Here is a 13,955-nt window from a genome sequence, read left to right as displayed (position 1 = left end):
ATTGCTCGCCTGCGGGGGGAAAGACGACTCATGGTGTCACACGTAGCATCCGTCCCGCTGCCTCGACCGCCGGTCCGGAGCTTCCGGCGTCCGCGACGAACACCGCGAACGCCAGATCACCCTCGATGCCGACGAACCAGCCGTGGGCGTGGGTGTCGTCGAGATACTCCGCGGTGCCGGTCTTGCCGAGCAGACCGGGGATGTCGCGCAGCGCGGTGGCTGTGCCCGCACTCACCGTCTCCCCCATCATGGTCTCTAGCTGCGACGTCACCGTCGCGGGCACCGGCGGCGAAGTCCGATCCGGGGTGCCGGGACGGCCGCGGATGAGGCTCGGCGCGGGCGCGGAACCGTGCACCAGGGAGGCCGCGACGAGCGCCATCCCGAACGGCGAGGCGGTCACCGTGCCCTGTCCGATGCTCGATTCGACCCGTTGCGCCGGATTTTCGGCGGGTGGAACTTTCCCTGTGACAGTCGTCAAGCCGGGTGTCACATAATCCACCCCGAGGCCCAGCTGTTGGGCGGCCGCGGTCAATCCGTCGGCGGGCAATTGCACTCCCAACTCGGCCATCGTGGTGTTGCACGAACGCGCGAACGCGGTGTGCAGGGGCACCATACCCAGGTCGAAGCCGTTGTCGTTGGGAATCGTGCGGCCCTCGATGGTGGCGCGGCCCGGGCAGGGCAGCACGGTGTCGGGGGTGACGCCGCCCGCTTGCAGGGCCGCCGAAACCGTGACGGTCTTGAACGTGGAGCCCGGCGGGTAGAGCCCGGTCAGCGCGATCGGGCCCTGGGCGTCGGCGGGCGCGTTCTGCGCGACGGCCAGCACCTCGCCGGTCGAGGGTCGCAGCGCGACGATGGCGGACGGGGTGGCGATCGGGGTCAGCGCGTCCTCCGCCGCGTGCTGGAGGTCGATGTCGAGGGTGCTGGCGATGTCGGGGGTCGGCTTCGCGTCGGGTCCGGCGATGCGCTGGGTGCCCTCGGCGGTCTGCGCGCGGATCGCCCAGCCCGCGGCGGTGTCGGCTTGGTCCTGCCAGACCTCGGCGAGCCCGCCGATGGTGGGTCCGGCCAGCGTCTTGTCGACGGTGAGCAGCCGAATCTGTGGCGCGAGCGTCACGCCGCGCACGCCGGTCAGTGCCTGCTGCACCGGCGCGATGTCGGCATCGCGCAGGGCGACGGCGGTAATCGGTTTGCCCTGTGCCGCAGCCAGATCCGCCCGTAAGGTGGCCTCGCTGACCCCCTGCGGCGCGAGCAGCGCGGCGGCGGCGGACAGGTCGGCATCGGGCGCGACGTTCACCAGCGTGACCACCTGCTGGGTCATCAGGTCACCACCGGAGGCGTCGAGCACTCTGGCCGGTTTCGCGGCGACCGGGCTGTAGCTCAGCGCGCCGAGGTCGAGGCCGGGCGCGACCGTGGTCGGCTGCCAGGCGATCTTCCACCCGTCGGCGCCGGTGGTGGTTCCGGCACTCGAGTAGGTCCACGCGTTGCGGCCGTCTGGGCCGAATTTCCAGGTGGATTCCAGCGTGAACGACTTGTCGTCGGTGGACGACACCCGGACTGTGTCGTTCTTGCCGAGGTTGTCGAACAGCGCCGTCAGCACCGGGCGGGCTGCCTCGGGTGCGTCGGTGAGTTCGGCAGCGGCGGCGGCGTCTCCGCTGGTCAGCGCGGCGGCGAAGGACTCGGCAACGGTCTGTGGTTGGTCGGGTCCGGACGAGCAGGCCAGGGGCAGCGCAGCGAGCGCGACGAGTAGGACCGATGCCTTCCGTGGAGTGCGCACGGGTCCGAGACTAGCTCGATCCGTGGTGCCGGTGGGGTTGTCGTTTCTGCTGTGACGAGGCCATCCGCTACCACCACCCGGTGATCGCCCCGATCTGGCGGCCGAGTTCGGGAGCGAGCGAGCGGGCATAACTGGCGGTCAGGTGATGCTCGTCGCGATAGATGAGCACATTGCCCTCGACCACCCGGCAGCGCTGCGGTCGGCAGACGGCATCGGACAGGTCCAGCGGATGGATATTCGGGTAGCCGGCCGCCGGTATCTCGGCGGGATCGTGCGGGTCGAGGACCTCGCCGCGATCGAGGCCGCAGCTGTCGGGGTCGCCGCGGTGGGCCAGGCAATCGGTGGCGCGGTAGAGGACGCCGTCGCGGCGCAGCCGTGGGGTGTCACGCAGCGCGAGCACGTTGAAGCCCCGATCCTGCATCGCCGTCCACACCTCGAGGTATTCGGCGGGCACCTCGTCGCCCACGCCGTTCATGCGGTAGCGGGTGGACAGGGTCAGCACCCAGTCAGGCGGTTCGGCCGACAGCCGGTCGAGCACCTCCACCGACCATTCGTGACACTCCGGGAAGGGCCACTCGGCATAGGACGGCTGATCGGCGAGGACCACCGGGCACCCTTCCTTGAGATAGGAGACCACCCGGAACCCGTGTTCGACGGCGAGCGGTTCCAACGCGGGCAGCCAGTGCTCGGAGTGCGAGCCGCCGACCAGCGCGATCGAGCGGGTTGCGGTGGGGTCGCCGTAGGTACAGACGCGGACTTCGCGGTTGGGCGTGATACAGCCGTCGGTGGTCGGCGACGGGGTGTCGGCCTGGCCTTCGAAGACCGTGGGGCGCATGGGTTCCGGCGAGTACTCGGCGCCGGAGTACAGGGCGGCGGCGCCCGGATAGCGGTGGGTGTCGAGTGCCTGCGGCGGCACCGCCGGGTTGGCCACCAGCACCACCTGCCACCCCACCGAGGCGATCAGGACCGCCACCGCGGTGGCGGTGACCAGGGCGCCGGCCGCCTTGCGGGTTTCCGGCCGCTCGCCCCGAGGCGGCATGCGCAGCGGCGTCTCGATCAGCCGAGTGGTCGCGTAGGCCAGCGCCAGCGAGGCGCCGATCACCACCAGCCCGTCGACGATCCCGGCATTCGCGCGCCCGGTCTCGCCCAGATAGAAGATCAGGATCGGCCAGTGCCACAGGTACAGCGGGTAGGCCAGCGCGCCGAGTTCGGTACAGAACCGTCCGGCCAGCAGCCGGTTCGGCCACGCCTGCGTTGCCGCCGCGAACCCCGAGGCGATCACCAGGCAGGCGGCCGCCACCGGCCACAGCGCCGCGACACCGGGGAACTGATTCGCGCCGTCGAACAGCGGTCCGCACGACAGCACCATCGCCAGCCCGAGCGCGGCCGCGAGCCCACGCAGCCGATTCGGCAACCGCAACCAGGGTGCCGCGACGGCCAGCATCGCACCGGCGAGCAACTCCCAGCCGCGCGCGACGCTGTCGTAGTAGGTCCACGCCTGGTGCTGCCCGGTCCCCGAAACGGCGTACCAGAACGACAGCGACGCCAGCCCGCCCAGCACGATCACCAGGGTGAGCCGCCCGGCCGAACCGCGTCTGCGCAACCAGGCCCACCCCGCCAGCAGCGCGAGGATCACCAGGTAGAACTGCCCCTGCACCGACATCGACCACAGGTGCTGCAACGGGCTCACCGAGGGATCGGGTGAGAGGTAGTCGAGCTCGGCGGTGGCCAGATACCAGTTCTGGCCGTAGAACATCGAGGCCAACGTCTGCGCCGCGGCCTCGCCCAGCTGGGTATACGGCCGCATCACCACCGTGGCGAGCAGAATCGCCCCTAACACCACGACCAACGACGGCATCAGCCTGCGCACGGTCCGTCGCGCCGTCTCCTTGGCCGACACCCCACCGCTGCGCTCCACCCCGCGCACCACCGCGCCGGTGAAGAAGAATCCCGACAGCACGAGGAAAACGTCGACTCCGCCGGATACGCGGCCCGCCCACACGTGGAACGCCACCACGAGCGCGATCGCTACCCCGCGCAGTCCGTCCAGATCCTGGCGCCGTTCGACGGTGCCGCGAACCGCCGCCGCACCCGGCACGAGCGGCGATGCGGTCCGGATATTCGGCACCAACGACCCCACAGAATCGGCCCCCACAACAGATTTGTTTCCCGGCAAGTAACCATCAATTTGCCGTAGGGACACCCAGGAAGCAAACCGCCGTGCCGCGCGGAGAGGGTGCTATCGGGTTCGCCAGGGCGTGGTCGCCAGGGTGGCCGCGTCGGCTTCGTCGAGGTCGATGTCGAATACTTCGGCCAGCACCTTGGTCAGCTCGCTGGGATCGAGGTCATGCGAAGTGGCGGTGCCGTCGGGGTATTCCGAGCTCAGCGTCAGGTCGTCGAGCACATGGTGGACCTCGGGCAGGAATCGCTGGAGGAAGGGGCGGGTGGTGAACGGCGAGCGTGGCGAGGTCGACACGAAGTGGTTGCCGACCGCGTAGTCGATGCGGAACTGCGGGTTCTCGGTGAAGGTATAGCGGTCCGTCCAGCCGTCGCGGCTGAACTGGTACAGCACCCACAGGCCACCGGCCCGGTGCTCCAGCCGGTAGCGCCAGTCGCCGAGCGCGAATTCGCCGCCGCTGTCGACCAGTTCGAACGGTTCCAGCGGTCCGAAACCGAAACCGACATCGCAGATCCAGACGCGATCGTCGTCAGGGGTGCTCACGCGCAGCAGGGCGTGGGTCGCCGGCCGCAGCACGCCGGTATCGGCCACACCGTAGGTGACCCGCCCGCTGAGTCCGCTGACACCGAAACCGAACCGTTCGAGCGCGGCGGCGAACACCCCGACGTTCTCGTAGCAGTAACCACCGCGACGCTGAAGGATCAGCTTGCGCTGCAGCGAGTCGAGGTCGAGCGGGATGCCCCGTCCGAGGATGATCTCGAGATTCTCGAAGGGGATCGAGGTCGTGTGGGCGCGCACGAGTGCGCGCAGGGTGTCGACCGAGGCGGTGCGCGGCCCGGCAAAGCCGATTCGGGCCAGGTAGGCGTCCAGGTCGAGCTCGGCGCCCCGCCAGCCGTGATCGTCGGGCACTGGGTCGGTCATCGCATCCTCGTTCCGGTCGGTGTCTTTCGCACAACCGCGGTCCGGCGAACGTTGTTCCCTGGCGCCTCAGGCCGCGCACTTCGCGCCCGCGGGCGCCGGGGGCGCGGTGACCAGGTCGTGCCCGACATCGACGACATAGTCGCTGACCTGCGGCGCGAGCGGCTCGGTCCCCGCGAGCAGCCGCAACACCACACAGCCGCCCTCGAACAGCGCGGGTCCGACAGCGTGATCGCCGGGGACGATCGCGCCGGTGAGATCGCGCCCGCTGACCACGGTGTAGAAGGAGAACGGTTTGCCCGCCGCGGTCAGCGCCGCGCGCAATTCCACACTGGTGGCGAAGGGCACGACGGCATCGGCGGTGCCGTGGATCAGAAAGGCCCTGCGCATGCTCATCCGGTCGGCGAGCAGCGCGGGCGAGCGCTCGATGTAGGCGAGCGGGCAGATCATCGGTGTGCAGCCGCCCGCGTCACGTTCGATCTGTCGCGGCAGCGCCGGGTTCACCGACCCGCTGGCCGCCCACATGGTGAAATCGTCGGAGGGACCGTAGTTGTCGACCCAGTAGTCGAACAGCCCGGGCGGACCGTGCGCCACCGCGAGCCCGCTGGTGATGCCGCCCTGACTCCATCCCCACAGGACGGTGGACGCGATATCGGGATGTTCGCCGCGATACCACTGCGTCGCCGCCACCAGGTCGTGCCAGCCCGCCCACAGATTCCAGTCACCGGTGCGCCACGGTCCGTCGGCGCTGCGCAGATCCATGAGCAGAATCGGCGACCCGCCCGTGCGGGCGAGCGCGGACATATACGGCGCGAAATCGGCCGAGGACCCGCCGTGACCGTGGACCGCGACCACCAACTTCGTGGCCGGGATATCGCCGGGGACACAGCGATATGGCTCGTATACGCGCCCGGTCGCACGCTCACCGTCCACCGTGATCGCGACCTGTCGCAGATCGACGCCCGCCGTGCACGGCGGTTGCGCACGCAAGGCGGGTCCGACCGCGGCCGCCATCGCGAACAGCAACGCGCACACCGCCACGACGACTCCGACCCGCTTCATGCCGCGATTGTCCGCCACCGGTCGGCGGGGGTCCAGCACATCCTCGCGCGTTCCCACGCTCACCTGACACGGTCCTCGCGACCTCTACCAGTCGTAGGGGTCGCGAGGACCGCCGGAACCCGTGTGTCGGCGCGGGTCCGTCCGAGGTGACCTCAGCGCAGCGCGACCTCCGACCCGCGATGCAACTGCACCGGCGCCGTCTTGCTCGCGGTGTCGGCGCTGATCCCCTTGGCGGCCGGATTCGCTTGTTCCAGTTGGGGTTTGCGATCCAGCAACGTTGTCGTGAGCACGCAGGCCAGGTTCGCGTCGAGGTCCTCGCGCACCACCAGCAGGTTGGGCACCACGATGGTCGGTGTGTCGGCGGACAGGCCATAGGTGGCGGCCGGGATCGAGCCCGTCTCGTAGACCGGGTTGATCTCCTTCAGTTTCGGCAGCACCCCGGTGATGTCGAGGAAGCGGACCTTGTCCTTCGCGGTGGTGAACAGGTCGGTGATGCCCGGTGTCGGCAGGCCCCCGGACCAGAACATGGCGTCGATAGACCCGTCCTCGAGCCCGTCGACGGTCTTGGTCAGGTCGAGGCGCTGGGCGGAGACATCGCTGTCCGGGTTTAGCCCCGCGGCTTGCAGCACGCGTTGGGCGATCACCTCCGTGCCCGATTTCGGCGAGCCGGTGGAGACCCGTTTGCCGCGCAGGTCGGCGAGGGAGTTGATGCCCGCGTCGGTGCGCACGATGACCTGGGTGTAATTGTCGTAGAGCCGGGCCAGTGCGCGAATCGGCTGCTCGCTGGTGAAGCTGCCCTTGCCCGCGACCGCGTCGGCCGCGGAGTCGGCGAGCGAGAAGCCGACCTGATAGGTGCCGCCGACGACCTGCTGGATGTTCTGCACCGAGGCGCCGGTCTCGGCCGCGGTCGCCTTCACGGTGCCGCCGGTGGCGGAGGAGATCTGCTCGGCATAGGCGTTGCCCAGCGCGAAGTACACCCCGGTCGCGTTGCCGGTGGCGATGCCGATCCTGGTGTTCTGCTTCACCTCACAGCTCACCTCACCACCCGCGTCGGCCGTCGGGGTGTCCTGGCGCCCACCGCAGCCGGTGAGTAACGCGGCGGCCGCGACCACGGCGACAATTGTTCTGACCATGCGGTCCCCTTCCGTCGACGGCGAGGCCGCCTGCCTGTTCCCACGGATCACGGTGTGTCCGTGGATGTTCTGTTCGCCCGTTCGACCAGACCCGCCACCGCGGCGAGGACCAGCAGTCCGAGCCCGATCCCCGTGGCGACCGGATTCGGGTACAGCAATGTCAGCCCCGCCGCGGCGGCGATCGCACGCGCGATCGGGCCGATCGCCCCGATTCCGAACAACCATCCGCCCGTCGCGGCGGCCAGCGCCGCGACACCCACGCAGGCGGCCGCGCTGACCCACAGCACGTCGAGCACCGCGCCGAGTCCGAGCAGATGCTGTCCGGAGTCGGTGAGCACGAACATCAGCGGCACCAGGAACGCGGGCAGCGCGTACCGCAGGGCGTGCCACATCGTCGGCATGGCCTTCGCGCCGGTCACGGCGGCCGCGCCGACGGCGGCGAGCGCGGTCGGCGGCGTCACCTCCGAGAGCACCGAGAAGTAGAAGACGAACATGGCGGCGGCGGGTGCGGCCACGTGCAGGTCGAGCAGCGCGGGCCCGATGATCACCCAGCCGATGACGAACGACGCCGTCACCGGCACCGCGAGGCCGAGCAGCGACAACGCGATCGCCGCCAGCACCGCAGTGGTCGCCAGCACCACGGCGGGATCATCGGACAGTGCCGATCCGGCCTTGACCAGCAGCGCGGCCAGTTGCGCTCCGAGTCCGGTCTTGGTGGTCATCGCGGTGATCACGCCGGCGGCGGCACACACCGCGACCACGGGCAGCGCCGAGCGCATGCCATACGACAGCGAGCGCAATGCCTCGATCACGAACTGCCCCAAGCTCTTCCGTGACCAGCTGAACCCACCTGTCTTCGGAGCCGAGCCACGGTCGGTGATCGCACTGTCAGCCGATTCCGCAACCCCCTGTCCGGCGGGCGTTTTCGTCAGATCGGCGGGGCTCGCACTGTCGTCGGCGGCAGTCCGCAGCATCCGGTCCGGGATCGCGAGCAGCAGCGCGAGCACCGTCGCGTAGACGACCGCGCGGGTCGCGCTCACACCGGCCAGCAAGAGCACGACGATCACGAGCAGCGACGAGAAGTGATACCCGAAGCGCCCCAGCAGCTTCCACCACGGCGTCGGCAGCGGACCATCGGCCAGATCCGCGGGCGCGCGGCCTTCCGCGTGGATGCGGCGCGCGTCGATCTCGACCGACAGCAGGATACCGAGGTAGTACAGCAATGTCGGGATCAGCGCCCACCCGAGCACCGTCACATACGACACGTCGAGATACTCGGCGACGATGAACGCCGCGACACCCAGCGTCGGCGGCGACAGAATCGCACCGACGCCCGCCGCGGCCAGCATCCCGCCCGCCTGCTCGGGCCGGTATCCGGCCTTGCGCAGAATCGGCCAGGTCACCGCGCCGGTGCTCACCGCGGTCGCGGTCCCCGACCCCGAGACGGTCCCGAGCAGAAATCCCGACGCCACCGCTGTCCGCCCCGCCGCACTGTGCGAGCGACGGAACAACGACACCGACAGATCGACGAAGAACCTCGCGGCACCGGAGAATTCGAGCACCGCCCCGTACAGCGTGAACAACACGATGTAACTGGCGGCCACGTCCAGCGGCGTGCCGTAGAAGCCACTGCCGGAGTTGTAGAGCGCGTCGACGATCTGATCGACATCGAGCCCCGCGTGCGCGATCGACCAGTCCTGCGGCAGCAGACCCCCGTAGTACCCGTACCCGAGGAACACCAGACACACGATCGGCAAGATCACCCCGGTGGTACGCCTGCACGCCTCGAGCACCAGCACCAGCAGCAGCCCGCCCATCACCACGTCGAGCGGCGCCAGCATTCCCTGGCGATCGAGGAACGCGTCGTATCCGCCGCCCGCGTCACCGATCCGGATCGGCAGCACCGGATACAGACACACCACCACCGTGATTCCGGCCAGCACCCAGTCGAGCACCGAGGGCCCGTCCGCCCGATCGAGTGGACCCCACCACGACCGGTAGCTCAGATACACCAGCGGCAGCGCGACAGCCAGAAAGATGACCAGGTAGTACTGACTGCCCTGCGCCAACGGCCGAAACACCTGCCACACCGACAACAGCGCGAGCCCGAGCGCGACAACACCGACCAGCCGACCGGGAAATCCGGAGAGCACCCGCGCGGGCCGCTCTTCGTCGTCCACCCCCACCTCAGCCGCAGTGACAACAGGTGGCGCCGCGTTCATGAGCGGACGATAGCAACGAGATTCCTGCCCGGTGACGAAATCGACAACCGTACAGTCTGTACAAAATGGACACTACGCACGAGTGGCGATCATCGTTGCCCCACACCACGATCCACCTCCGCACCCCGGCACAGCGCGAAGGTGGCACCCACGAGGGCCGTGACCGCGACGACGACCGCGAACACCGTTGTGGCCGTAGCCAGCCCGGCCGCGTCGCCGAGAAATCCGGCCGTTAGCGGCACGACCGCGGCGGGGAGGTATCCGCCCACGTTCTGCGCGGCGTTGGCCTCGGCCAACCGATCCGCCGGCACCGTCGACCCGATCGCGGTCAATCCTCCCAGCTGCCCGAGTCCCTGCCCCATCCCCGCCAGTACCGCGGCGACACCGAACACCGGCACCGACGCCGTCGCGACCGCACCGGCCAGCGCGACAGTGCTCGCGGTCGTCGCCACCGAGCTGCCGACCAAGATCACGCGAACACCCCTGTGCCGCACCGCGAACTGAATCCCTGTCGCGGCCAGGAACATCACGAAGGCCGTCCCGCCCGCCACGACCCGATTCGCCGACCCGAGCAACCCGAGCACCGAAGGGCCGAGCGACAGGACGAAGGAAGTGGCCGTGATGCCCGGGGCGAAGGCAGCGATCCCGAGCAGCACCGCTGTCCGGCCCTGCACGGGCACTGCGGGCAACCGGATCCACGGGCCACGCCCGCCCGCGCCGCTCGGCAGATCCATCCGCAGTACCACCACGAAAGCGACGGCAAGCAGCACGATTTCGACGACGAACACCGTCACCGTCGCGCCGGGCGCCAGCTCCGACAGCACCCCGGACAGCAGCGGACCCAGTCCGGCGCCGAGCACCATGGCCACCGAAGCGGCCAAGGCACCCTTCGCCATCCGGCCCCAGCCGGCGATATCGGTTACCGCCGCCATACCGGCCGAGACCGCGCAGCCCACGGCGATGCCGGTGAGCAACCGCGCCAGGGCGAGCACGAGCACCGAACCAGCACAGGCGAACAGCACACACGCCACCATCGCCAGCACGATCGCGGGCAGCAGCACCGGTTTGCGCCCCACCCGGTCGGAGACCACCCCCGCGACGGTCAGCGCCCCGAGCAATCCCGCGATATAGCTGGCGAACACGAGTGTGAGCGTGCCAGAGGAGAATCCCATCTCCCGCTGCCACACGACATAGAGCGGGGTCGCCGCGTTCGAGAGCACGAACACCGCGAGCACCGGCCACGCCGCCGCCCATATCGCCCCATCGCGCACTCGTGGTGCCGCTGCCTGAATCGTCATGCCCACTCCCTAGTTCGATTTAACTCGTACTAGTACGAGATAAATCGAACATACTCAGTACGATAAGATTCGTACAACCCCCGAAGTGGAAGGTGTCCGATGCAGGCAGCGATCGAAGCCGAACGACTCCCCGAGCCCGCGCGCGCAGACCTGCGCCTCGATGTCGTTCTCGGCGCACTCAGCGATCCACTCCGCCTCGGGATCGTGCACAAGCTCCTCATCGAATCCCCCGGCCTCGACCGCCCCTGCAGCTGGTTCGGCATCGACCGCCCCAAGTCGACGCTCACCCACCACTTCCGCGCTCTCCGCGAAGCAGGCATCACCCGCCAGCACCGCTATGGCCTCGAACGCCGCAGCCAGGTCCGAGTCGCCGACCTCGACACCCGCTTCCCCGGCCTCCTCGACCTCGTCCGCACCTGGCGCCCCGAATAACTCTCGATCCCGACCGAACCGGGGTGGATACTGTCGTGGTGGCTGGGATGCGACGAATTCTCGTGGTGGGGACATCGGGGTCGGGCAAGAGCACCCTGGCCCGGCAGATCTCGGCTCAGCTCGATATCCCGCACATCGAGCTGGACGCGATCCATCATCAAGCGAACTGGACGCCGATGCCCGCGCCCGATTTCCAGGCCGCCGTCGCCGAGCGGATCGCCGAGGAAGCCTGGGTGGTCGACGGCAATTACCGAGGCAAACTCGGCGATCTGGTGTGGCGACAGGCCGATACGGTGGCCTGGTTCGATCTGCCCCGGTCGCTGGTCATGCGCCAGATCGTCCGCCGGACGGTGGGCCGCGCACTGGCCGGGCGCGAGCTGTGGAACGGCAATCGGGAACGCTGGCGCGACATGATCTCGCTCGACCCGCAACGATCGGTGATCGCGTGGGCCTGGACGACCCATGCGAAGAACCGGATGAATTACCTTGCGGCACAATCCGACCCGGTATTTCAGAACCTCACCTTCGTTCGGCTCGGCTCACATCGCGCGGCCGCGAAGTTCCTCGACGGTCTCACCCCCGTCCCACCGCCGAGCTGACGCGCCCTCGACAGCACAGCCGATCCGAACCCGCTCGCGCCGCACACGCGCGTGGTTGTCGGTGTCCCCGCATACCATCCGCTCATGCTCTCGATCGATACCGCGCAGCGTCGCGCCAGATTGGCGACCAGGCATCGCCTCGCGCCGTCGGCCCGCTCGAACGACCCGGTCGACATCGCGCGCTCGATGGTGGTTCTGCACGCCACCGACCCGGCGACGGTGTTCCTTTCGGTCGGCGCCCGTGGCATCGATCTCACTCCGGCCCATGTCGAGAAGGCGTTGTACGACGACCGCGCCCTGATTCGCATGCTCGCCATGCGCCGCACGATGTTCGTCGCGCCGACCGAGTTGCTCCCTGTTCTACAGGCCTCCACCTGCGATGCGCTGGCCCACAAACAACGCCGCACCTACGGTCGCTTCATCGAACAGGCCGGCGTGGTCGACGGCGACATCTCGACCTGGCTCGCCGACGTGGAAGCCGAGACCCACGCGGCATTGCTGACCCGCGGCGCGGCGACCGGCGTCCAGCTGAGCAAGGACGTGCCACGCCTGCGCACCCAGATAGACACCGCGCCCGGCAAGTCCTATTCCAAACCGACCAGCATCACCACCTGGGTCCTGGTCGTCCTCGGCGCCGAAGGTCGCATCGTGCGCGGCCGCCCGAACGGCAGCTGGACCAGCAGCCAGTACACCTGGGCCCCCGTGGAAACCTGGCTACCCGAAGGGTTTTCACCGTTGCCCGCCGCACGGGCCCGCGTCGAACTGGTACGTCAGTGGTTGCGCACCTTCGGACCGGCCCCGGTCACCGACCTGAAATGGTGGACCGGCTGGACGCTCGGTGAAGTCCGGAAAGCCTTGGCGGAACTCGACACAGTCGAGGTAGACCTCGACGGCACCCCCGGCATAATCCTCGCCGACGACCTCGCCCCCGCCCCCACCCCCGAACCGTGGGCAGCCCTACTCCCCGCCCTCGACCCGACCCCCATGGGCTGGCAATCCCGAGCATGGTTCCTCGGCCCCCACACCCCTGCGCTTTTCGACACCAACGGCAATATCGGCCCCACCATCTGGGCCGACGGCCGCATAGTGGGCGGCTGGGCCCAACGCCCCGACGGCGAAGTAGTGACCCGCCTACTCGAAGATGTCGGCGCCGACACCGAAAAACTTATCGACGCCGAAATCGCCCGCACCACAACCTGGTTCGGTGAAGTCCGAGCCATCCCCCGCTTCCGCACCCCTTTGCAACGCGAACTCACCGCCTGAGGGCGAATCAACCCACGACGAAGCTCGAACGGCGGAAGACTATGTGCAGCAGTTGGGATCGAGCACCGTGCACAGTGCGGACAGTGCGTCGCGGCGGGCGCGATGGATGGTGTTCATCCCCCGCCGTTCGGACTCCACCAGGCCCGCTTTGCGCAACTGGCCGAGATGGTGAGAGACGGTGGACTCGCTCAGACCGACCGCGGCGGCGAGGTCGCCGCCGTTCTCCTCACCGAGCGGGCTGGTCAGTAGCAGTGACAGCAATCTGACCCTGGCCGGGTCGGCGATCGCCTTGAGCCGCAGCGCCACCTCCAGCGCGGCGGCGTCGTCGACGGGCCCCGCCGCCACGGGCGCGCAGCAGACGGGGGCGGACATATCGATCATCGGTAGCGCCTTCGGCATGACATCGACCTTACCCGCGGTATTGACATATGTCGAAAAGGTGGGCAGACTCGGCCTCACAAGTTCTTCGATATATGTCACACAAGTGGAGGTTCGATCATGTCTCGTATCCAGCTGGCCCTCAACGTCGACGACCTCGACACCGCCGTGCGGTTCTATTCCACTCTGTTCGCCACCGAACCGGCCAAGCGCAAGCCCGGCTACGCCAACTTCGCGATCGCCGAGCCCCCGCTCAAGCTCGTACTGATCGAGAACGCGGGCCAGGGCGGGTCCCTCAACCACCTCGGAGTCGAGGTCGAATCCTCCGAGCAGGTACACGGCGAGATCGCCCGACTCTCGCAAGCGGGCCTGTTCACCGAGGAACAGATCGCGACCACCTGTTGCTTCGCCACCCAGGACAAGGTGTGGGTGACCGGGCCGAGCGCCGAACGGTGGGAGGTCTACACAGTGCTGTCCGACAGCGAAACCTTCGGCACCGCACCCGAACTCGGCCGCACCGACGCCGAAGCGGTCGAGGTCTGCTGCGGCACCGCGGCCGAAGCCGAGGCCGAGGGCGCCTGCTGCGGCACCGAGGCCAAGGCGAAGGCGGTCGACTCCGGCGCGAGCTGCTGCGGCTGACCGGCCTCTACCGCGAGCAAGTTCACACAGTGTTCGCTTGCCTTCTTGATTAGACATCGAT

Annotated in this window: 12 protein-coding genes; 4 read left to right on the top strand and 8 right to left on the bottom strand. The window is 68.7% G+C overall.

Going from position 1 to position 13,955, the window contains the following annotated elements; all coding sequences use genetic code 11:
- Window positions 1-28: 28 nt before the first annotated feature.
- The 7 genes from NS1_RS15840 to NS1_RS15810 form a co-directional block, all read right to left on the bottom strand.
- A complete protein-coding gene (locus tag NS1_RS15840) occupies window positions 29-1,771 on the bottom strand; it encodes a penicillin-binding transpeptidase domain-containing protein (protein WP_062985435.1) in 1,743 nt (580 codons plus the stop codon).
- A 67-nt stretch (window positions 1,772-1,838) separates the two neighbouring features.
- On the bottom strand, window positions 1,839-3,890 hold the full coding sequence (locus NS1_RS15835) for an acyltransferase family protein (protein WP_084503773.1): 2,052 nt from the start codon (window positions 3,888-3,890) through the stop codon (window positions 1,839-1,841).
- A gap of 120 nt (window positions 3,891-4,010) precedes the next feature.
- The gene (locus NS1_RS15830; RefSeq protein WP_062985433.1) at window positions 4,011-4,871 is read right to left on the bottom strand and encodes an arylamine N-acetyltransferase family protein; all 861 of its coding nucleotides are present in this window, start codon (window positions 4,869-4,871) and stop codon (window positions 4,011-4,013) included.
- A gap of 66 nt (window positions 4,872-4,937) precedes the next feature.
- Entirely contained in the window at window positions 4,938-5,993 is a 1,056-nt protein-coding gene (locus NS1_RS15825) for an alpha/beta hydrolase family protein (RefSeq protein WP_255284551.1), read from the bottom strand.
- A gap of 89 nt (window positions 5,994-6,082) precedes the next feature.
- Window positions 6,083-7,063 carry a TAXI family TRAP transporter solute-binding subunit gene (locus NS1_RS15820; protein ID WP_062985431.1) on the bottom strand — a complete coding sequence of 327 codons (981 nt, stop codon included), beginning with the start codon at window positions 7,061-7,063 and terminating at the stop codon, window positions 6,083-6,085.
- 47 nt (window positions 7,064-7,110) lie between these two features.
- Window positions 7,111-9,285, bottom strand: coding sequence for a TRAP transporter permease (locus tag NS1_RS15815; RefSeq protein ID WP_062985429.1), 2,175 nt, complete (start codon window positions 9,283-9,285; stop codon window positions 7,111-7,113).
- Window positions 9,286-9,374: 89 nt separating this feature from the next.
- On the bottom strand, window positions 9,375-10,583 hold the full coding sequence (locus NS1_RS15810) for an MFS transporter (protein ID WP_062985427.1): 1,209 nt from the start codon (window positions 10,581-10,583) through the stop codon (window positions 9,375-9,377).
- A gap of 99 nt (window positions 10,584-10,682) precedes the next feature.
- On the opposite strand from NS1_RS15810, the gene NS1_RS15805 reads away from it, so the two are divergent.
- From NS1_RS15805 to NS1_RS15795, 3 genes are all read left to right on the top strand, one after another.
- Complete coding sequence (locus NS1_RS15805) at window positions 10,683-11,015, top strand: ArsR/SmtB family transcription factor (protein WP_062985425.1); 333 nt, start codon at window positions 10,683-10,685, stop codon at window positions 11,013-11,015.
- A 47-nt stretch (window positions 11,016-11,062) separates the two neighbouring features.
- A complete protein-coding gene (locus NS1_RS15800) occupies window positions 11,063-11,614 on the top strand; it encodes an AAA family ATPase (RefSeq protein WP_062985423.1) in 552 nt (183 codons plus the stop codon).
- 84 nt (window positions 11,615-11,698) lie between these two features.
- Window positions 11,699-12,877 carry a winged helix DNA-binding domain-containing protein gene (locus NS1_RS15795; protein WP_062985667.1) on the top strand — a complete coding sequence of 393 codons (1,179 nt, stop codon included), beginning with the start codon at window positions 11,699-11,701 and terminating at the stop codon, window positions 12,875-12,877.
- A 39-nt stretch (window positions 12,878-12,916) separates the two neighbouring features.
- Here NS1_RS15795 and NS1_RS15790 read toward each other — a convergent pair whose 3' ends face one another.
- Window positions 12,917-13,276 (bottom strand): Rv2640c family ArsR-like transcriptional regulator, encoded by a 360-nt coding sequence (locus tag NS1_RS15790; RefSeq protein WP_056824741.1) that lies wholly within the window; start codon window positions 13,274-13,276, stop codon window positions 12,917-12,919.
- A gap of 99 nt (window positions 13,277-13,375) precedes the next feature.
- On the opposite strand from NS1_RS15790, the gene NS1_RS15785 reads away from it, so the two are divergent.
- Window positions 13,376-13,894, top strand: a complete 519-nt coding sequence (locus NS1_RS15785; protein WP_062985421.1) for an ArsI/CadI family heavy metal resistance metalloenzyme — start codon at window positions 13,376-13,378, stop codon at window positions 13,892-13,894.
- The last annotated feature ends 61 nt before the right edge of the window (window positions 13,895-13,955 follow it).

Source organism: Nocardia salmonicida NBRC 13393 (assembly GCF_001613085.1).
GTDB lineage: Bacteria > Actinomycetota > Actinomycetes > Mycobacteriales > Mycobacteriaceae > Nocardia > Nocardia salmonicida.
The sequence above is the reverse complement of the archived record's forward strand: the minus strand, read 5'-3'. Positions and strand labels throughout refer to the sequence as shown.